The sequence below is a fragment of the Streptomyces misionensis genome (genome assembly GCF_007896895.1).
GTDB classification, from domain to species: Bacteria; Actinomycetota; Actinomycetes; order Streptomycetales; family Streptomycetaceae; genus Streptomyces; species Streptomyces misionensis_A.
Window position 1 is genome coordinate 12,315 of the sequence record NZ_VOGW01000130.1, and the last position, 17,224, is coordinate 29,538.

19 protein-coding genes and 1 pseudogene are annotated in these 17,224 nt (G+C 73.3%); 10 read left to right on the forward strand and 10 right to left on the reverse strand.

The features are described 5' to 3' along the window. Positions 1 to 437 (reverse strand): annotated as a pseudogene (locus FRZ03_RS22540) (DUF3558 domain-containing protein); the annotation flags it as partial. Between the two features lie 228 nt (positions 438 to 665). On the opposite strand from FRZ03_RS22540, the gene FRZ03_RS22545 reads away from it, so the two are divergent. The 3 genes from FRZ03_RS22545 (at position 666) to FRZ03_RS22555 (ending at position 2,548) form a co-directional block, all read left to right on the forward strand. Further along, a complete protein-coding gene (locus FRZ03_RS22545) occupies positions 666 to 1,859 on the forward strand; it encodes an RtcB family protein (protein ID WP_146466964.1) in 1,194 nt (397 codons plus the stop codon). A gap of 90 nt (positions 1,860 to 1,949) precedes the next feature. Then, positions 1,950 to 2,240 carry a hypothetical protein gene (locus tag FRZ03_RS22550; protein WP_222443400.1) on the forward strand — a complete coding sequence of 97 codons (291 nt, stop codon included), beginning with the start codon at positions 1,950 to 1,952 and terminating at the stop codon, positions 2,238 to 2,240. Next, a complete protein-coding gene (locus FRZ03_RS22555; protein WP_222443401.1) occupies positions 2,228 to 2,548 on the forward strand; it encodes a hypothetical protein in 321 nt (106 codons plus the stop codon). Before FRZ03_RS22550 ends, FRZ03_RS22555 begins: the two co-directional genes overlap by 13 nt. Here FRZ03_RS22555 and FRZ03_RS22560 read toward each other — a convergent pair whose 3' ends face one another. The 3 genes from FRZ03_RS22560 to FRZ03_RS22570 are packed head-to-tail and all read right to left on the reverse strand — an operon-like array spanning position 2,549 to position 3,902. Beyond that, positions 2,549 to 2,737 carry a hypothetical protein gene (locus FRZ03_RS22560; RefSeq protein ID WP_146466965.1) on the reverse strand — a complete coding sequence of 63 codons (189 nt, stop codon included), beginning with the start codon at positions 2,735 to 2,737 and terminating at the stop codon, positions 2,549 to 2,551. After that, positions 2,737 to 3,513 (reverse strand): SDR family NAD(P)-dependent oxidoreductase, encoded by a 777-nt coding sequence (locus FRZ03_RS22565; protein ID WP_146466966.1) that lies wholly within the window; start codon positions 3,511 to 3,513, stop codon positions 2,737 to 2,739. The genes FRZ03_RS22560 and FRZ03_RS22565 overlap by 1 nt, the downstream gene beginning before the upstream one ends. A gap of 50 nt (positions 3,514 to 3,563) precedes the next feature. Further along, a complete protein-coding gene (locus FRZ03_RS22570) occupies positions 3,564 to 3,902 on the reverse strand; it encodes a YnfA family protein (protein WP_070025277.1) in 339 nt (112 codons plus the stop codon). A 100-nt stretch (positions 3,903 to 4,002) separates the two neighbouring features. On the opposite strand from FRZ03_RS22570, the gene FRZ03_RS22575 reads away from it, so the two are divergent. The 4 genes from FRZ03_RS22575 (at position 4,003) to FRZ03_RS22590 (ending at position 8,082) form a co-directional block, all read left to right on the forward strand. Next, positions 4,003 to 5,121, forward strand: a complete 1,119-nt coding sequence (locus FRZ03_RS22575) for an LLM class flavin-dependent oxidoreductase (protein ID WP_146466967.1) — start codon at positions 4,003 to 4,005, stop codon at positions 5,119 to 5,121. Further along, the gene (locus tag FRZ03_RS22580) at positions 5,118 to 5,696 is read left to right on the forward strand and encodes an FMN reductase (RefSeq protein WP_146466968.1); all 579 of its coding nucleotides are present in this window, start codon (positions 5,118 to 5,120) and stop codon (positions 5,694 to 5,696) included. Before FRZ03_RS22575 ends, FRZ03_RS22580 begins: the two co-directional genes overlap by 4 nt. Before the next feature lie 256 nt (positions 5,697 to 5,952). Beyond that, complete coding sequence (locus FRZ03_RS22585) at positions 5,953 to 6,669, forward strand: response regulator transcription factor (RefSeq protein ID WP_146467006.1); 717 nt, start codon at positions 5,953 to 5,955, stop codon at positions 6,667 to 6,669. An 18-nt stretch (positions 6,670 to 6,687) separates the two neighbouring features. Continuing rightward, the gene (locus FRZ03_RS22590) at positions 6,688 to 8,082 is read left to right on the forward strand and encodes a sensor histidine kinase (protein ID WP_146467007.1); all 1,395 of its coding nucleotides are present in this window, start codon (positions 6,688 to 6,690) and stop codon (positions 8,080 to 8,082) included. Between the two features lie 42 nt (positions 8,083 to 8,124). Here the strand turns inward: FRZ03_RS22590 and FRZ03_RS22595 are convergent, their stop codons facing one another. Both FRZ03_RS22595 and FRZ03_RS22600 read right to left on the reverse strand, forming a co-directional pair. Next, positions 8,125 to 9,939 (reverse strand): phosphatidylglycerol lysyltransferase domain-containing protein, encoded by a 1,815-nt coding sequence (locus FRZ03_RS22595; protein ID WP_146466969.1) that lies wholly within the window; start codon positions 9,937 to 9,939, stop codon positions 8,125 to 8,127. Positions 9,940 to 10,081: 142 nt separating this feature from the next. After that, complete coding sequence (locus tag FRZ03_RS22600; protein WP_146466970.1) at positions 10,082 to 10,357, reverse strand: hypothetical protein; 276 nt, start codon at positions 10,355 to 10,357, stop codon at positions 10,082 to 10,084. A gap of 99 nt (positions 10,358 to 10,456) precedes the next feature. Between FRZ03_RS22600 and FRZ03_RS22605 the strand changes: the two genes are divergently transcribed. Then, a complete protein-coding gene (locus tag FRZ03_RS22605; RefSeq protein ID WP_146466971.1) occupies positions 10,457 to 11,287 on the forward strand; it encodes a M55 family metallopeptidase in 831 nt (276 codons plus the stop codon). 182 nt (positions 11,288 to 11,469) lie between these two features. On the opposite strand, the gene FRZ03_RS22610 is transcribed toward FRZ03_RS22605, so the two are convergent. Beyond that, entirely contained in the window at positions 11,470 to 12,081 is a 612-nt protein-coding gene (locus FRZ03_RS22610; protein ID WP_146466972.1) for a TetR/AcrR family transcriptional regulator, read from the reverse strand. On the opposite strand from FRZ03_RS22610, the gene FRZ03_RS22615 reads away from it, so the two are divergent. Beyond that, the gene (locus FRZ03_RS22615) at positions 12,080 to 12,613 is read left to right on the forward strand and encodes an AhpC/TSA family protein (protein ID WP_398660907.1); all 534 of its coding nucleotides are present in this window, start codon (positions 12,080 to 12,082) and stop codon (positions 12,611 to 12,613) included. The two genes, FRZ03_RS22610 and FRZ03_RS22615, sit on opposite strands and share 2 nt — an antisense overlap. Positions 12,614 to 12,843: 230 nt before the next feature. On the opposite strand, the gene FRZ03_RS22620 is transcribed toward FRZ03_RS22615, so the two are convergent. The 3 genes from FRZ03_RS22620 to FRZ03_RS22630 form a co-directional block, all read right to left on the reverse strand. Next, a complete protein-coding gene (locus FRZ03_RS22620; protein ID WP_146466973.1) occupies positions 12,844 to 14,229 on the reverse strand; it encodes a sensor histidine kinase in 1,386 nt (461 codons plus the stop codon). Next, positions 14,226 to 14,888 carry a response regulator transcription factor gene (locus FRZ03_RS22625; protein ID WP_146466974.1) on the reverse strand — a complete coding sequence of 221 codons (663 nt, stop codon included), beginning with the start codon at positions 14,886 to 14,888 and terminating at the stop codon, positions 14,226 to 14,228. The genes FRZ03_RS22620 and FRZ03_RS22625 overlap by 4 nt, the downstream gene beginning before the upstream one ends. Positions 14,889 to 15,369: 481 nt before the next feature. Further along, the gene (locus FRZ03_RS22630; protein WP_146466975.1) at positions 15,370 to 16,275 is read right to left on the reverse strand and encodes an MmyB family transcriptional regulator; all 906 of its coding nucleotides are present in this window, start codon (positions 16,273 to 16,275) and stop codon (positions 15,370 to 15,372) included. Positions 16,276 to 16,433: 158 nt separating this feature from the next. On the opposite strand from FRZ03_RS22630, the gene FRZ03_RS22635 reads away from it, so the two are divergent. Continuing rightward, positions 16,434 to 17,216 carry an SDR family oxidoreductase gene (locus tag FRZ03_RS22635; RefSeq protein ID WP_146466976.1) on the forward strand — a complete coding sequence of 261 codons (783 nt, stop codon included), beginning with the start codon at positions 16,434 to 16,436 and terminating at the stop codon, positions 17,214 to 17,216. Positions 17,217 to 17,224: the final 8 nt, after the last annotated feature.

The following is a 17,224-nucleotide window of genomic DNA, read 5'->3' on the forward strand; positions in this document are numbered from 1 at the left end:
GCGCCCGCCTCCTCCTGCTGGTAGAGCTTGCCGGCCTGGTCGTCGTCGCTGACCGTGTTGTCGTACGACACCACGCGTTCGAGGTCGACGGAGAGCCGGTCGGTGGCGTCGGCGGAGGGGACCTTCCAGCGGCAGCCGACCTTGCGGTCGGTGTCGTAGGTCAGCTCGGCCTCGCCCTGGTAGGCCTTGTCCCGCTGGGCGGGGTCGGCGATCTGCCTGATGCCGGGCAGCAGGGAGTCGAGGGTGTCGTGGCCGACCGCGCCGCAGGGCTCGGGCAGGGTGCGGTACCTGCCGGGCTGGGCGGCGGCCGTGGCGGTGCCGGCGTCGCCGGGGTTGGCGTCGTCCGCGGCTCCGGAGCCGCCGGAGCCGCCCGTGCACCCGGTCAGCAGCGCCGCGAGGAGGGCGGCGGTGCCGGTTACATACGCCTTCCGCTGCACGGGCGGGCTCCTCTCGACGGCTGCGCTCCGACGGATGCGCTCGATGGTCGCACCAGTGTCCCCGCTGGTTATTCGCTTGCCGCGGCGGGGTCCGGCCTGGAGACAATGTGTATCGCACGCGCCGCCGTGAACGCCGGTTCGAAGTCCGCTCTCAGTGCTTCTGGCGCCGCTTTTCCTTTTTGGTGCTTCTAAGCCTTTTGTTGTCGTTTCCGGGGGAACGAGGAAGTCATGCCGTACGTGGAGATACCGGGCGCGCGGGTGCCCATCCGGATGTGGACGGACCCGGCGACGGTCGAGGACGTCGCCCTGCGCCAACTGCAGAACGTCGCCACCCTGCCGTGGATCAAGGGCCTCGCGGTCATGCCGGACGTGCACTACGGCAAGGGCGCGACGGTCGGCTCGGTGATCGCGATGCGGGACGCCGTCTGCCCGGCCGCGGTCGGGGTGGACATCGGCTGCGGGATGTCGGCGGTGAAGACGTCGCTGACCGCGAACGACCTGCCGGGCGACCTGTCCCGGCTGCGGACGAGGATCGAGCAGGCCATTCCGGTCGGGCGCGGGATGCACGACGACCCGGTGGAGCCCGGCGGCTTCCACGGCCTCGCCACCAGCGGGTGGGACGAGTTCTGGGGGCGGTTCGACGGGGTGGCCGACGCGGTCCGGTTCCGGCAGGAGCGCGCGGTCAGGCAGATGGGCACGCTCGGTGGCGGCAACCACTTCATCGAGGTCTGCACCGACACCGCGGGCGCGGTCTGGCTGATGCTGCACTCCGGTTCCCGCAACATCGGCAAGGAACTGGCCGAGCACCACATCGGCGTGGCCCAGAAACTCCCGCACAACCAGGGCCTGGTCGACCGCGACCTCGCCGTCTTCGTCGCGGACACCCCGCAGATGGCGGCCTACCGCAACGACCTGTTCTGGGCGCAGGAGTACGCCAAGTACAACCGCACCCTGATGATGGCGCTCCTGAAGGACGTGATCCGCAAGGAGTTCAAGAAGGCCAAGCCCCTCTTCGAGCCGGAGATCTCCTGCCACCACAACTACGTGGCGCAGGAGCGGTACGAGGGGATGGACCTGCTGGTGACCCGCAAGGGCGCGATCCGGGCCGGGTCCGGGGAGTTCGGGATCATCCCGGGCTCCATGGGCACGGGGTCGTACATCGTGAAGGGTCTGGGCAACGACGACTCCTTCAACTCGGCCTCGCACGGCGCGGGCCGGCGCATGAGCCGGAACGCGGCCAAGCGGAAGTACACCGCCAGGGACCTGGAGGAGCAGACGCGGGGCGTGGAGTGCCGCAAGGACTCCGGCGTCGTGGACGAGATCCCGGGCGCCTACAAGTCCATCGACCAGGTCATCGAGCAGCAGCGGGACCTGGTGGAGGTCGTGGCCAAGCTGAAGCAGGTCGTCTGCGTGAAGGGCTGAGGAGCCCTCGGTACGGGCGGGGCGGAACCGTGGCGGTCCGCCCCGCTGTCCTCATGGTGCACGCGTCAACTCTCCGGAGGAGGAAGGCCGATGAACCGAGCGCGCACACGAGGGGCGGTCCGGGCCGCGGGCCTGGTGGCGGCCGTGGCGGCCCTGCTGGCGGGCTGCTCGCAGCACTACGACGACCAGCGCGGCAAGGGCGACGCGCCCGTACAGGGCAGGGCGGGGGACAACACGCCCGCCCAGGTCTACAACTTCCCCGACGGCTTCGGGAACCTGGCCACCAAGTGCGTCGGGCACGGGTACCGCGCGTATGTGACCACCAACGCCAACGCGCCGTCGAACGTGCAGATCGTGGAGGACAAGGCGTGCGCCGGCTGAGCGCGGGCCTCGCCGTGACCGCGCTCGGCGCGGTGCTGCTGCTCGGCGGCTGCTCCCGGCAGCACTACGAGGAGCGGGGCAAGGCGGACGCGCCGGTGTCGGGCCGGGCCGGGGAGGACTCGCCCGCCGAGGTCTACAACTTCCCCGACGGCTTCGGGAACCTCGCCACCAAGTGCGTCGGCGAGGGCAAGCGGGGCTACGCCACCACCAAGTTCGTCAAGGTCGAGGACAAGGACGACGTCAAGATCCTGCCCGCGCACGCGGTGATCGTGGACGACCCGGCCTGCCGGGCCCCCGCCGGCCGCTGATCACTTGGCGTGGCGCACCGCGTAGATCATGACGAACGCCACGAGGTGGATGCCGAAGAGGAAGTAGGCCAGGAAGTACCAGACCTTGCGCTCGTCCCTCTTCTCCTGGGCGAGGCGGCGCTTGTCGTAGGCCTCGGAGGGGGAGAGGGACGCGGGCGCGTCCCCGGTGCCGGCGGGTTCTTCGGCCATCAGTGCTCCCGGTGCACCTTGGTGTTGGAGGCCTGGGCGCGGGGGCGTACGACCAGGAGGTCGATGTTGACGTGGCTGGGCCGGGTCACCGCCCAGGTGATCGTCTCGGCCACGTCCTCGGCGGTCAGCGGCTCGGCCACGCCCGCGTAGACCTTCGCCGCCTTCTCCGCGTCGCCGCCGAAGCGGGTGAGGGCGAACTCCTCGGTCCGGACCATGCCGGGCGCGATCTCCACGACGCGCACCGGGCTGCCGACGATCTCCAGGCGGAGCGTCTCGGCGAGGACGTGGGCGCCGTGCTTGGCGGCGACGTAGCCGGCGCCGCCCTCGTAGGTGGCGTGGCCCGCGGTGGAGGAGACCACCACGACGACCCCGTCGCCGCTCGCCTCCAGCTTGGGCAGCAGGGCCTGGGTGAGGTTCAGGGTGCCGATGACGTTCGTCTCGTACATCGCGCGCCAGTCGGCCGGGTCGCCGGTGGCCACCGGGTCGGCGCCGAGCGCGCCGCCCGCGTTGTTCACCAGGACGCCGATGGTCTTGAAGGCCGTGGCGAACTCGTCCACGGCCGCGCGGTCCGTCACGTCCAGCGGGTACGCCGTCGCCGCGTGGCCGGCCGCGTTGATCTCCTCGGCCAGCGCCTCGATCCGGTCCTTGCGGCGGGCGGTGAGCACCACGCGGTAGCCGGCCGCGGCGAGCTGCCGGGCCGTCGCGGCGCCGATACCGCTGCTCGCACCGGTGACGACGGCGATGCGGGAGGCGGCGGACGGGGCGGACGTGGCCATGGGCTGCTCCTCGGGTGGGTCGGCGGACGTGCGTCCAATGTAGGCGAGGGTCAGCCGCCGTTCCTCGGCGCCCACATGATCAGGGCCATGCCGGCGAGGCAGACCAGCGCACCGGTGATGTCCCAGCGGTCGGGCCGGTAACCGTCGGCGACCGCGCCCCACAGCAGCGAGCCCGCCACGAAGATGCCGCCGTACGCGGCCAGGATGCGGCCGAAGTGGGCGTCCGGCTGGAAGGTGGCGACGAAGCCGTACGCGCCGAGCGCGAGCACCCCGCCGGCCGCCCACAGCCAGCCCCGGTGCTCCCGTACGCCCTGCCAGACCAGCCAGGCACCGCCGATCTCGAACAGCGCGGCGACGACGAAGAGGGCGGCGGAACGGAGGATCGGCATGGGGGCAGCTTCGCACGGCGGGTGTTCCGGAATATCCGGAGGTGGGGCTCTGTTGGCGGGGTATAGTTGAATTGTAAACAACTTGGGAAGGTGAGCGACCATGCAGTTCGGGATCTTCACGGTCGGTGACGTCACGCCGGACCCGACCACGGGGCGTACGCCGTCCGAGCGTGAGCGGATCAAGGCCATGGTCGCCATCGCGTTGAAGGCGGAGGAGGTCGGCCTGGACGTGTTCGCGACGGGTGAGCACCACAATCCGCCGTTCGTGCCGTCGTCGCCGACCACGATGCTCGGGTACATAGCCGCGCGCACGCAGAACCTGGTCCTGTCCACCTCGACGACGCTGATCACCACGAACGACCCGGTGAAGATCGCGGAGGATTTCGCGATGCTCCAGCACCTGGCGGACGGGCGGGTGGACCTGATGATGGGACGTGGCAACACGGGCCCGGTGTATCCGTGGTTCGGCAAGGACATCCGCGAGGGCATCGATCTGGCGGTGGAGAACTACGCGCTGCTGCGGCGGCTGTGGCGTGAGGACGTCGTGGACTGGGAGGGCAAGTTCCGCACGCCGCTGCAGGGCTTCACCTCGACGCCCAGGCCGCTGGACGGGGTGGCGCCGTTCGTGTGGCACGGTTCGATCCGGTCGCCGGAGATCGCGGAGCAGGCGGCGTACTACGGCGACGGCTTCTTCCACAACAACATCTTCTGGCCCATGGGCCACACCCGGCGGATGATCGAGCTGTACCGCAACCGGTACGCCCATTACGGGCACGGCACGCCGGAGCAGGCGATCGTCGGGCTGGGCGGTCAGGTGTTCATGCGGAGGAACTCGCAGGACGCGGTGCGTGAGTTCCGGCCGTACTTCGACAACGCGCCGGTGTACGGGCACGGTCCCTCGCTGGAGGAGTTCACCGCGCAGACCCCGCTGACGGTGGGTTCGCCGCAGCAGGTGATCGAGCGGACCCTGTCGTTCCGCGAGTACGCGGGTGACTACCAGCGCCAGCTGTTCCTGATGGACCACGCGGGGCTGCCGCTGAAGACCGTCCTGGAGCAGCTCGACCTCCTGGGCGAGGAGGTGGTGCCGGTGCTGCGCGAGGAGTTCGCGAAGAACCGCCCGGCGCAGGTGCCGGACGCCCCGGACCACCGGTCGCTGGTGGCCGCGAAGAACGCGCAGGCCGCGCGGGGCACGGACACGAAGGAGGAGAGCACCGTATGAAGCTCGTCGTCGTATCGGCGGGACTGAGCGTCCCGTCCTCCACCCGGCTGCTCGCCGACCGGCTGGCCGCCGCCGTCGTCCGGCGGGCCGACGCGGAGGTGGACGTGCAGGTGATCGAGGTGCGCGACCTCGCGGTGGAGATCGCGCACCACCTCACCAACGGGTTCCCGGGCGGGGCGCTGGCCGCGGCGCAGGACGCGGTGACCGGGGCCGACGGACTGATCGTCGTCACGCCGGTGTTCAGCGCGTCGTACAGCGGGCTGTTCAAGTCGTTCTTCGACGTGCTGGACAAGGACGCGCTGACGGGCAAGCCGGTGCTGATCGCCGCGACCGGCGGTACGGCACGGCACTCGCTGGTCCTCGACCACGCGCTGCGTCCGCTCTTCTCCTACCTGAAGGCCGTCGTCGTCCCCACCGGGGTCTACGCCGCCTCCGAGGACTGGGGCGCGGAAGGGCTCGCGGAGCGGATCGAGCGGGCCGGGCAGGAACTGGCCTCCCTGATGCCGAAGGCCGAACGGCGGACGGAGCCCGGCGTGGTGCCCTTCGCCGAGCAACTGGCGGCGCTGAAGCCGTAGGCCCCGGCGCGCTGCCGCCCGTCCGCCCGCCCGCACACCGACTCGGTGGGCGGGCGGGCGGCGTGGCGCGGGGGCGTCCCGTCGCCTCGGAGCGCGGGCCGGTTCCGGCTTCTTCCGGCGGGGGTGAGAAGACGGTAGGGGACGCGAGGCGGTTGCGCGTCTGACGGTTAGAGGGCGGTAAAAAGGGTGATCGCAGGCCCATCCGTCCCGGCCGAACCCGTGGAGACCTTGGCAAACTGGGTACGTGCCCCAGACTGTGCTGCTCGCCGAAGACGACCGTGCCATTCGCCATGCCCTGGAGCGTGCGCTGACCCTGGAAGGGTACGCGGTCACGGCGGTGGCGGACGGCGTCGAGGCGCTCGCGCAGGCCCACAAGACCCCGCCGGACGTCCTCGTGCTCGACGTGATGATGCCCGGCATCGACGGCCTCCAGGTCTGCCGCGTGCTGCGCGCGGAGGGCGACCGTACGCCCATCCTCATGCTCACCGCCCTCGTCGAGACCGCCGACCGCATCGCGGGCCTGGACGCCGGCGCCGACGACTACGTGGTCAAGCCCTTCGACGTCGAGGAGGTCTTCGCCCGGCTGCGCGCCCTGCTGCGCCGCACCAGCCCGGTGCCCGCCGGGGCGAGCGGCGGCGACGGCGCCGGCCGGAGCGAGCCCCAGCTCTCCGACCGGCAGGTCGAGGCCGCCGGCCTGCGCATGGACCTCCAGGCCCGCCGCGCCTGGCGCGGCAAGCGGGAGCTGGAGCTGACCCGCACCGAGTTCGAACTGCTGGAACTGCTGGTCCGCAACGCCGGCATCGTGCTCGACCACTCCACCATCTACGACCGCATCTGGGGCTACGACTTCGGCCCCGGCTCCAAGAACCTCGCCGTCTACGTCGGCTATCTGCGCCGCAAGCTGGACGAGCCCGGCGCCCCCCAGCTGATCCACACGGTGCGCGGCGTGGGTTACGTGCTGCGGGAGGACTGAGTGGGCCGCCTGCGCCGGATGTCGGCCTGGCGCCGGCCCAAGCTGGTCTCCCTGCGCACCACCTTCGCCGTCTCCTTCGCCGCCGTCACCGCCGCCGTCACCATCCTCGTCGGCATCGTGTCGTACGGCTCCGCGGCCCGGCTGGTCCGCGTCGACCAGCAGTCGGTGTTCAGCCAGGTCGTCCAGGACGTACGGGACGAGGTGCGCCAGCACACGATGGTCCCCGAGGACTTCTCCTCCTCCCGGCCCGGACACGACCTGGTCCGCCCCGCCCGCACCGACGTCCAGGTGCTCGGCGCGCAGGGGCAGATCACGGACCACGGCAGCCCGGTGCTGCCGGTCACCGCCCGCGACCGGTCGATGGCGACCGCGCGCACGGCCGGCAAGGTGGCCGAGCACAAGGACGTACGGGTCGGCGACGACCTGTTCCGCATCGCCACCGTCTCGCTCGGCCGCGGACGGGGCGCGGTCCAGGTCGCGCAGGAGTTCAGCGACACCGAGGACCTGCTGCGCACCCTCCAGCAGCGGACGCTGATCCTGACGGCCGCCGTGGTGGTGGCCGCCGGCCTGTTCGGCTGGTGGCTGGCCCGCCGGATCACCCGGCGCCTGGTGATGCTCACCTCCGCCGCCGAGGACGTCGCCCGCACCCGGCGCCTCGGCATCGAGGTGCCGGTGGCGGGGCTGGACGAGGTGGGGCGGCTCGGACGCGCCTTCGACCGGATGCTGGGGCGGCTCGCGCAGTCGGAGGAGGACCAGCGGCGGCTGGTCCAGGACGCGGGCCACGAGCTGCGCACGCCGCTCACCTCGCTGCGCACCAACATCTCGCTGCTGCGGCGCATCGACGAGCTGCCGCCGGACACCCGGGACGACCTCGTCGCCGACCTCACCCAGGAGGCGCGCGAGCTCACCGACCTGGTGAACGAGTTGGTGGACCTCGCCGCGGGGCAGTCCGACACCGAGCCGCCGCAGCGGGTGGACCTCGCCGACATCGCGGAGGACGTGGTGGGGCTGGCGTCCCGGCGCACCGGGCGGGAGATCGTGCTGCGGGCCGCCGGGGACACCACGACCGACGGCCGGCCCGGGATGCTGCAACGGGCCATCTCCAACCTGGTCGAGAACGCGGCCAAGTTCGACCGCTCGGGCAAGGCGCCGATCGAGGTCCAGGTGACGGGCCCGGCGCGGTCGGGGACGGTACGGGTCGAGGTGCTGGACCGGGGGCCCGGGATCGCCGAGGGCGATCTGATCCGGATCTTCGACCGCTTCTACCGGGCCGCCGACGCGCGCTCCCTGCCGGGCTCCGGCCTCGGTCTGTCCATCGTCCGGGAGGTCGCGATGGCGCACGGCGGCGCGCCGTTCGCCTACCGGCGGGAGGGCGGCGGCGCGGTGATCGGCTTCACGGTGGGCGGGGGCTGACCGGCTCCACCGGGGAGGCGGACGGCCGCCCCCACCGGGAGGCTACGAGGACCGCTCGCCGATCACCGGCAGGGTGAGGAACCCCTCCGCCCGGGCGCTGGCCAGCCCGATCCGGGGAATGTCGCTGGACTTGGCGAACAGCAGGAAACGGGGCTCCCACACCGGCCGGTACTTCGCGTTCGCCCGGTACAGGGACTCGATCTGCCACCAGCGTGAGAAGAAGGTGAGGATCGAGCGCCACAGCCGCAGCACCGGGCCCGCGCCGAGGCGGGCACCGCGCTCGAAGACCGAGCGGAACATCGCGAAGTTCAGCGACACCCGTTCCACGCCCAGCTCCTTCGCGCCCAGCAGCAGCTCGACGACCATGTACTCCATCAGGCCGTTCTCGCAGTCGCGGTCGCGGCGCATCAGGTCCAGGGAGAGGCCGTGCTCGCCCCAGGGCACGAAGCTGAGCAGGGCGCGGGGCTCGCCGTCGGCGTCCCGGCACTCCAGCATCACGCAGCGGCCGTCCGCCGGGTCGCCGAGGCGGCCCAGGGCCATGGAGAAGCCGCGCTCGGTCGCGCCGTCGCGCCACCGGTCGGCGCGGTCGACGAGGACGGCCATCTCCTCGGCCGGGATGTCCTCGTGGCGGCGCACGCGCACGGTGTAGCCGGCCCGCTTGACCCGGTTGTGGGCCTGGCGGACGACGCGCATCGCGCGCCCCTCCAGGGTGAAGTCGGCGATGTCCACGATGGCCTCGTCCCCGAGTTCGAGGGCGTCGAGCCCGTGCCGGGCGTAGACGGTGCCGGCCTCCTCGCTCGCGCCCATGACCGCCGGGACCCACGCGTGCCGGCGGGCCTCGGCGAGCCAGGCGTCGATGGCGCCGGGCCAGGCCTCGGGGTCGCCGATCGGGTCACCGGAGGCGAGGGAGACCGCCCCGACGACGCGGTAGGTGATCGCCGCCTTGCCGCTGGGTGAGAAGACCGCCGCCTTGTCGCGGCGCAGTGCGAAGTAGCCGAGGGAGTCGCGGGCACCGTGCTTGTCGAGCAGCGCGCGCAGTTTCTCCTCGTCGGCGGCGGTGAGCAGCTGCTTGCCGCGCGGGGAGCGGAAGCAGGCGTACAGCACCAGGCAGAAGGCCGCGGCGAGCAGGGCGTTGATCGTGATGTCGGTCCAGCGGGGGGCGTGCACGTGCTCGATGCGGTCGGCGAAGACGCCGACGCTGATGCCGCGCAGATAGGTGTAGGCGATCTCGTCGGTGAGTCCGGCGCCGGGCAGCTTGTTGGTGGCGTGCACCAGCAGGGTGCCGAGACCGCCCGTGACCAGCAGCCCGCCCGCGCCGACGGCCAGCGCCAGCTTGGGGTTGGAGGGGTCACCGACGGCGTTGAACTCACGCCGGCCGATCAGCAGGGCGGCCACGAACAGGCCGGTCAGGGCGGCGGAGACCCAGTTGAAGACGTGGTCGGCGTACCGGTCCTGGGTGAGCCCGAGGACGTAGACCAGGAAGAGCGGGCCGGCGAGCAGCAGATTGGTCAGCCACGCGGCCCGCTTGCGCCGCCGCATCACCAGCGTCAGGAAGATCGCGAGCGCGGCGGAGACCAGGCCCGCGGTGGCCAGGTACGGCGTGAAGAAGGCGCCGACGTGCTGGTGCGGCTGCTGGCTGAAGAGCTTGCTGGTGTTGTGCTCGTGGACCTCCTCGCGGAACGGCAGGGACAGCACCGCGAGGACGTTGAGCACGGCGATCAGCCGCAGGTACCAGACCGTGGCCGAGGCCGCCGCGGCGCGCAGCCGGGGGCCCGGGGTGAGCGACGGGAGCGTCCGGCGCGAGCCGGTCCGGTCGGGGGCGTGCGGGGAGAGCAGGGTCGACTGCGGAGCGGGCATGGTGACTGGTCACCTTGGGGAGGGGGACGGTTCTACGCGGACCCTACAGCTCATAGGGCCAAGCGCCGCCGGTCGGCGTACGGGAAAGGAGCGTACCGGGCTGGGTTCTTACCCGGCCCTTTCCGGCCATTCGCACATCTCGTCATCCGGCCCGTTCCGCGCCGCGCCGGGCGGAGGTCAGGGTCCAGGCCAGGTTGCCCACCGCGGCCCCGGCCGCCACCGCCGCGACGATCACCCCGCCGGTGGCGAGTCCGTCGCTGAACAGGTGCGGGCGCCGGTCGAGGCTGTGCAGGCCGAAGCCGCACAGCTCGTACACCCCGACGGCGGCGATGACGAGACTGACGACGAGCACGGTCAGGGTCGGCGCGAGACCGCGCGCGCCGATCTCCGCGCCGGGCGCCGTCTCCGTGTCCTGCATGGCTCCCCCGTTGAACGTGGTGGAACGGATGGTTGAACGACCGTGTGGCCTTGGCCGGTTGGGAACCTACAATACGTAGGGTCCAGTAGGGTCGACGCCATGCGCGTGTATGTGAGTGCGGACATGGAGGGCGTCACCGGCCTCGTCGACGCCGACGACGTCCAGCCGGGCGGCCGGGACTACGAGCGCGGCCGCTCCATGATGGCGGAGGACGTGAACGCGGCGGTGCGCGGCGCGCTGGCGGCCGGCGCGGGCGACATCCTCGTCAACGACGCCCACGGCCCGATGCGCAACCTCCTCCCCGAGGCCCTCCTCCCGGCCGTCCGGCTGGTGCGCGGCAGGCCCAAGCAGATGTTCATGCTGGAGGGGCTGACCGGGGAGTACGACGCGATGGTGTGTGTCGGCTATCACTCCAGGGCCGGCGCCCCGGGCGTGCTCAGCCACAGCTTCATGGGGCACGAGATCGAGGACATCTGGCTGGACGGCCGCCCGGTCGGCGAGATCGGCCTCGCCCACGCCACGGCTGCGGCGCTGGGCGTGCCGGTGGTGGCGCTCACCGGCGACGACGCGGCGTGCGCCGAGATGGCGGAGTGGGACGCGTCGGTGGTCACCGTCCCGGTGAAGTACGCCCACGGCCGGTTCGCGGCCGAGCTGCGGCCGGAGGCGGAGGCCCGCAAGGCGATCGAGGACGCGGTCGCGGACGCCCTCGCCACGGTCCCGGCCCGCCCGGCCCCGGCCGCCGGCGAGTCCGTCCTCACCGTCCGCTGGCAGTCCGCCGCCGTCCCCGCGACTCTGCTCGGCCTGCCCGGCGTCACGGCGCAGGACGGCCGCACCGTCCGGGCGAGCGGCCCGCTCCCCGCGCTCTACCGCCAGTTCGGCGTGTGGATGCGGGTGGCGTCGTCCCTGACCAACCAGGCGCCGTATTGCTGAGTCCTCTTGTTCGGATCATGCCGGACTCGTGGGGCCTGGCACTGCGCCTCGCCGCATTGTCGTCGGCTGCCATGACCTCCGCCGTGGCGCCCTCCTCCGGCTTGCGATGCACGGCACCGGACCCCGCTCCCTGATCCGGCCTGATCCGAACGAAAGACCCTGGGCGTCCCCGCGGGGGCGCTTCACTCCAGCCCCCGCAGCAGTACCGCGAGGCCGCCGAAGAACTCCCGCTCGGCGTCGACCCGCCGGGCGTCGCGGGCGGTGGCGGCCATGAGCGGGAACTCGTCGGCGGGCAGGTCCGAGATGGCGGCGGTGCCCGCGCCGGACAGGGCGCCCAGGTGCTCCAGTTGCAGGGCGCCGTTGACGTAGGCGATCAGGGCGCGCAGGGCGACGACCCGGCGCCCGCCCTCGAACCCCGCGCCGGCGAGCACCGTGAGCACCGTCTCCGACCAGCGGAGCACCCCGAGCGAGTGGTGCCGGTGGGACACGGTCAGCGGCACCACCGAGGGGTGCGCGCTCAGCGTGTCGCGCATCCGCCGCACCAGGACCTCGATCCGCTCGCGCCAGGGCAGCCCGGCGGGCGGTGGCGCGGTGTCCACCCCCGCGAGCACCAACTCCACGACGAGCAGCTCCAGTTCCTCGCGGTCGCGCACATACCGGTAGAGCGCCATCGTGCTCATGCCGAGTTCCGCGGCGACCGCGCGCATGGACAGCGCGGCCAGGCCGTCGCGGTCGAGGACGGCGAGCGCGGCGGCGGCCAGCCGGTCGGGGCTGAGGGAACGGGGGCGCGGCATGACGCTTGACAGCGTACGGCATACGCCTACCCTCGTAGGTGTACGACGTACGCCTACAAGGAAGGCAGATGTCGATGCCCGTTTCCACGCCCGGGGGCCGGCCGGCCTCCAGGAGGTGGTCGTCTTCCACTCCCCGGCCGCCGAACTGCGCGAGCACACCGCCGAGTTGCCCTTCCCCGTCGTGGCCGACCCGGACCGGCGGCTCTACGTCGAGTTCGGCGTCGAGTCGGCGCCGCGCGCCCTGCTGAACCCGCGCGCGTGGGGACCGGTCCTGCGGGCGGTGCTGCGCAGCACATGGACGATCGCCCGCCGCCGCGAACACGCGCCGGCGGCCCAGCCGCACGGGGGTCGGCTGGGCCTGCCCGCGGACTTCCTGATCGACGGCGAGGGGCGGGTGCTGGCGGTGCGGTACGGCGAGCACGCGTACGACCAGTGGTCGGTGGACGAGGTGCTGGCACGGGCGGCGGAGGCGTCCGCGCTTTTCACCCGTTCGGCCCAACCGGGGCCGCGGAGGCCACCGGGGCGTTCCTGAGGTGGGTCACCGCGGGAGCGGCGGCCGCGCGCCTCGCGCGCTGAGGCACTCGCGGCCGTGAGCCACCGCGACCCCCGTGTACGAGGACGGCGGACGGCGCCCGTCCCGTCGCCGAGCCGGGCCCTGGCCGTGACGCGCAAGGACGTCACCGTGCCGGAGGGGGCGTCCGCGGACCCGGCCTGGGGCCGGTCTGCGGCGGGCGCCGTCCGCAGCCTGCCCGCCGGCCGCGCTCACCCGGCGGGCAGGCTGACCGTGAACTTCGCCCCGGGCGCGTGTCCGGGGTCGTAGGACACCTCCCCGCCGACGGCGCGGGCCAGCCGCCGCGCCAGCGGCAGTCCCAGGCCGGCGCCGTCGTGTCCGTCGTCGGCGTCGGCACGGCGGCCGGGCTGGAACAGCTCGGCCACGAACGCCTCCGGCACGCCGGGGCCGTCGTCCACGACGTCTATCCCGACGGCCCCGGGGGCGCGCCGCGCGGACACGGTCACGCGGAAGCGGGCGTAGCGGGCGGCGTTGGTGAGCAGGGGGCTGAGGATGCGTTCGAGGAGCGCGGGGGCGACCCCGGCCTCCAGGACCGGTTCCTCCGCCTCCACCGACGTCCTCACCCCCGCCGGTGTGCCCAGGCGCCGGGTCAGGCGGCTCAGGACGGGCACGACATCGGTCGTTCCGGGGGCCGTCGCCGGGCTCAGCGCGTTCTCGCGGGCGTCGTTCAGCAGGGTGTCGCAGATGGTGCGCATGGACCGGGCGGCCTCGGAGATCACTTCCTGCGTGGCGCGGGTCTCGGCGTCCGTGCGGGGGCGGGCCCGCCACCAGTCGAGTTCCATGACGATCCGGGTCAGGGGCGTGCGCAGTTCGTGGGACAGCTCTCCCGTCAGCTGCCGCTCGTGGCGCAGCACGGTGCGGATGCGGTCCAGGAGCTGGTCCAGCGAGGCTCCCAGGCGGGCGAGTTCCGCCGGGTGGTGCTCGGCGCCGAAGCGTTCGCCGGAACCTATGGCGCTCCACTGGGTCGCCTGGTCGGTCATCGTCCGCACCGGGCGCAGCGCGCGGCCGACGGACAGCCGGGTGAGCAGATAGGTGCAGCCGAGCATCACGGCGTCGAGGACGAGCGATCCCAGCAGCAGGGTGTCGGCCGAGCCGCGGTACGGGGCGAGGTCCAGCGCGGTGACGACGGTGGCGGCGGCACCCCGGCCGGGCACGGGCAGCGAGCAGACCCGGACGGGCGAGTGACCGTGGGACCGCGCGGTCGCGCACGCGGGCCCGGGCTCTGCGGCCAGCCGGGCGGCGACCCGGGCCGGCGGGCTGCCGGGCGTGGCGGACGGCGGCTTCTCCAGCAGGAGGTGCCCGGCGTAGATCCACACGTTGGTGTCGAGGAGGCGGTCGTCGGCGGTCCCCAGGACCCGCACCCGGGAGCCGCGCGTGTCGACGGTCGTGGCCACCGCCGCCGCGCGGTCGCGCAGTTCGTCGTCGGCCTGGTGCTGCAGGTGCCGGTCCATGACGGCGTTGAACACCACGGTCAGGACCGTCATCAGCAGGGCGGCGGTGGTCAGCGCGACGAGCGAGAGCCGGCCGCGCATCGTGCGGGGGGCCAGGCGGCGGCAGAGCAGGAGGGCGCGGTTCATGACAGGCGGTGTCCGATCCCGCGCGCCGTACCGATCGACAGACGGCTGCCGGTCTCCCGCAGCTTGCGGCGCAGCCGGCTCAGGTACTGGTCCAGGGTGTTGTCGCTGACCTGGGCGCCCTCGGGCCAGCCGGCGCGCACCAGATCGCGGCGGCGCACCAGGGACCCGCCGGCGGCGGCGAGGGTGGCCAGCAGCCGGAACTCGGTCGGAGACAGCGCGGCACGGGCGCCGTGCACGGTCATGCTGTGGTCCACCGCGTCCAGGACCAGGTCCCCGGCCGTGACCACCGACGCCGGGGCGGTCCGTCTGAGGGCCGCACGCAGTCGCGCGGCCAGTTCCGCCAGGTGGAACGGCTTGGGCAGGTAGTCGTCGCCGCCCGCGGAGAAGCCGGAGAGGCGGTCGGTGAGGTGGTGCCGGGCGGTCAGGAAGATCACGGGGGCGGAAAAGCCGTTGGCACGCATCGCCTGGCACACGTCCCGGCCGTCCGCGTCGGGCAGGCCGACGTCCAGGACGGCCGCCGCGATGTCGGTCGTGGCCAGCCGCAGGGCGGTAGCGCCGTCGGCGGCCGGGACCGGCTCGAAGTCCTCGTCGTACAGCCCTCGGCGCAGCACGTCCCGCAGGGCGTGATCGTCTTCGACGACAAGGATCCTGGGGCGCATGATTCTCCAGCGGCCTACCGGCGAGGGTGCGGGCGACGGACGGTCCGGTCGGCGGCCGTCGGCACCGTCGCTCGGGCGTGGGCGCCTGCGCCGCGGACCGCGCTTACGTGGGGACGGCCGACAGCGAGCGTCTACAGCCCCGTAGACCGTCTACGAAACTGTAGACGACAGTGCGCCGGTGTCGTTCCCCGGCGGGAGCGCGGCCGGCGGCCCCGGCTCATACGGCCGGGCAGTCGCGGTTATACGGCCGGGCAGCCGCGGCCCATGCGGGCGGGCAGTTGCGGCGATGCCGCCGGTGGTCCCGCGTGCGCGGGCGGCCCGGGGTCAGGGCCGCTCCCCGGCAGTCCCGGCTCGTGTGGCCGGGCAGCCGCGGCTCATGCGGTCGGTGATCCCTCGTGCGTCCGGTGGCACGGGTCGGCGCAGCCCCCCGGCGGTCCCGGCTCATGATGCCCGTGGTCTCTCGTGCGCCCGGCGGCACGGGTCAGCGCTGCGCCCCGGATTCCCGGGTGGTGAACCCCTGCGGCGCCGTGCCCCCGCCGACCCCCAGGTCCTGGGTGCCGATGACCGACAGCAGCTCCAGCTGCTCGGCCCCCCGGCTGCCGGGCGGCGCGGTGAACCACAGCAGGCGCTGGCGCCCGTCCTCGCTGAGGAGGTTGTGGCAGTCGAGTTCGATGACGCCGAGCAGGGGGTGGACGATCCGCTTGTGGTCCATGCGGCGCACCGCGACGTCGTGGGTGTCCCAGAGGGCCGCGAACTCCCGGCTGCGACGGCGCAGCGTGGCGACCAGCTCCGCGACCTCCGCGTCCCGGCCGCGCCGGGCCGCCGCTGCCTGGAGGTCGGCCACGAACACCCGGGAGTGGCGCGGGTGGTCCTCGGGCGGGTGGATCTCGCGCGCCCGCGGATCGGTGAACCAGCGGTAGACGTAGCTCGCTGCCGGGCCGCGCCATGCCGGGGACTCCCCGAGCAGGGCCCTGGCCGGCTCGTTCTCCACCAGGGTCTCGTGCAGGTCGGTGATGACGCGCGCGGGGGTGTTGGACAGCCGGTCCAGCAGTCCGAGGAGCGCGGGCTGCACATGCGCCGACCGACCGGTCGCCGACCGGGGGACCGGCCGGTCGGCCAGGTGGAACAGGTGGTCGCGCTCGTCGCCGTTCAGCCGCAGGGCTCGGGCGAGGGCCGCCAGGGTCTGGGCCGAGGGCTGCGCGCCGTGCTTGGCGCTGCCGCGTTCCAGCTCGGTGTAGTAGTCGGCCGACAGCCCCGCCAGCTGGGCCACTTCCTCGCGGCGCAGCCCGGGGACGCGACGGCGCGGGCCCTGGGGGAGACCGACGTCGGCGGGGCGGACGCGGTCGCGGCGTGACCTGAGGAAGGCGCCGAGTTCGGGAAGGTTCACCCCTCCATGGTCGCTCGCGCGTCAGGGCGTAACCAGGGGGTGGCATCCCCTGGGTAGACGCAGCCCTGGCAGGGGGCGGGGGACCGGCCGATCGTGGAGGAGGCAGCAGGGCGACGGCGAGGCCGCGGCCCGACCCCCGACCACCCCAGGAGGCGGCAATGCCCATCCCCACCTCACCCGACGCGACCGCCACCCCGGGCCCGTCCGCCGCCGCACCCCGGGTCGCGATCGTCACCGGCGGCTCGCGCGGCATCGGCCGCCGGACCGTCGGCCGGCTGGCCGCCGACGGCTACGCCCTCGTGGTCGGCTACGCCGGCAACAAGGACGAGGCGGAGGCCGCCGTGCGGGAGGCGGTCGCCGCCGGCGGCCGGGCGATCGCGGTGCGCGCCGACGTCGCCGACGAAGACGCCGTCGCGGCCCTGTTTGACGCGGCGGAAGCGGAGTTCGGCGGCATCGACGTCGTCGTGCACGCGGCCGGCCGGGTGCGCATGGCGCCGATCGCGGAGATGGACCTCGCGGCCCTGGACGACCTGCACCGCACCAACATCCGCGGCACCTTCGTCGTCGCCCGGCAGGCCGCCCGCCGGGTACGCGCCGGCGGGGCGATCCTGACGTTCTCCACGTCCGTGGTGGGGCTGGCCTTCCCGACCTACGGCGCGTACGCCGCGAGCAAGGGCGCGGTCGAGGCGCTGACCCCGATCCTGGCCCGGGAACTGCGCGGCCGGGACGTCACCGCCAACGCCGTCGCCCCCGGGCCCACGGCCACGGACGGGTTCCTGGACGGCAAGGACGAGGAGACCGTCGCCCGCCTGGCCGCCCGGGCCCCGCTGGAACGGCTCGGCACCACGGCCGACATCGCCGAGGTCGTCGCCTTCCTGGCCTCCCCGGCCGGCCACTGGATCAACGGGCAGGTCGTCCGCGCCAACGGCGGCATCATCTGACCCGCACC

Excerpts from the sequence above, each read along its gene's own strand:
- FRZ03_RS22595 (WP_146466969.1), bottom strand. The coding sequence starts at position 9,939 with ATGCCCGCTCCGCAGTCGACCCTGCTCTCCCCGCACGCCCCCGACCGG.
- FRZ03_RS22610 (WP_146466972.1), bottom strand. The coding sequence starts at position 12,081 with ATGCCGCGCCCCCGTTCCCTCAGCCCCGACCGGCTGGCCGCCGCCGCG.
- FRZ03_RS22625 (WP_146466974.1), bottom strand. The coding sequence starts at position 14,888 with ATGCGCCCCAGGATCCTTGTCGTCGAAGACGATCACGCCCTGCGGGAC.
- FRZ03_RS22635 (WP_146466976.1), top strand. The coding sequence starts at position 16,434 with ATGCCCATCCCCACCTCACCCGACGCGACCGCCACCCCGGGCCCGTCC.
- FRZ03_RS22580 (WP_146466968.1), top strand. The coding sequence starts at position 5,118 with ATGAAGCTCGTCGTCGTATCGGCGGGACTGAGCGTCCCGTCCTCCACC.
- FRZ03_RS22600 (WP_146466970.1), bottom strand. The coding sequence starts at position 10,357 with ATGCAGGACACGGAGACGGCGCCCGGCGCGGAGATCGGCGCGCGCGGT.
- FRZ03_RS22550 (WP_222443400.1), top strand. The coding sequence starts at position 1,950 with ATGAACCGAGCGCGCACACGAGGGGCGGTCCGGGCCGCGGGCCTGGTG.
- FRZ03_RS22615 (WP_398660907.1), top strand. The coding sequence starts at position 12,080 with ATGACGCTTGACAGCGTACGGCATACGCCTACCCTCGTAGGTGTACGA.
- FRZ03_RS22570 (WP_070025277.1), bottom strand. The coding sequence starts at position 3,902 with ATGCCGATCCTCCGTTCCGCCGCCCTCTTCGTCGTCGCCGCGCTGTTC.
- FRZ03_RS22545 (WP_146466964.1), top strand. The coding sequence starts at position 666 with ATGCCGTACGTGGAGATACCGGGCGCGCGGGTGCCCATCCGGATGTGG.
- FRZ03_RS22575 (WP_146466967.1), top strand. The coding sequence starts at position 4,003 with ATGCAGTTCGGGATCTTCACGGTCGGTGACGTCACGCCGGACCCGACC.
- FRZ03_RS22560 (WP_146466965.1), bottom strand. The coding sequence starts at position 2,737 with ATGGCCGAAGAACCCGCCGGCACCGGGGACGCGCCCGCGTCCCTCTCC.
- FRZ03_RS22620 (WP_146466973.1), bottom strand. The coding sequence starts at position 14,229 with ATGAACCGCGCCCTCCTGCTCTGCCGCCGCCTGGCCCCCCGCACGATG.
- FRZ03_RS22605 (WP_146466971.1), top strand. The coding sequence starts at position 10,457 with ATGCGCGTGTATGTGAGTGCGGACATGGAGGGCGTCACCGGCCTCGTC.
- FRZ03_RS22565 (WP_146466966.1), bottom strand. The coding sequence starts at position 3,513 with ATGGCCACGTCCGCCCCGTCCGCCGCCTCCCGCATCGCCGTCGTCACC.
- FRZ03_RS22590 (WP_146467007.1), top strand. The coding sequence starts at position 6,688 with ATGTCGGCCTGGCGCCGGCCCAAGCTGGTCTCCCTGCGCACCACCTTC.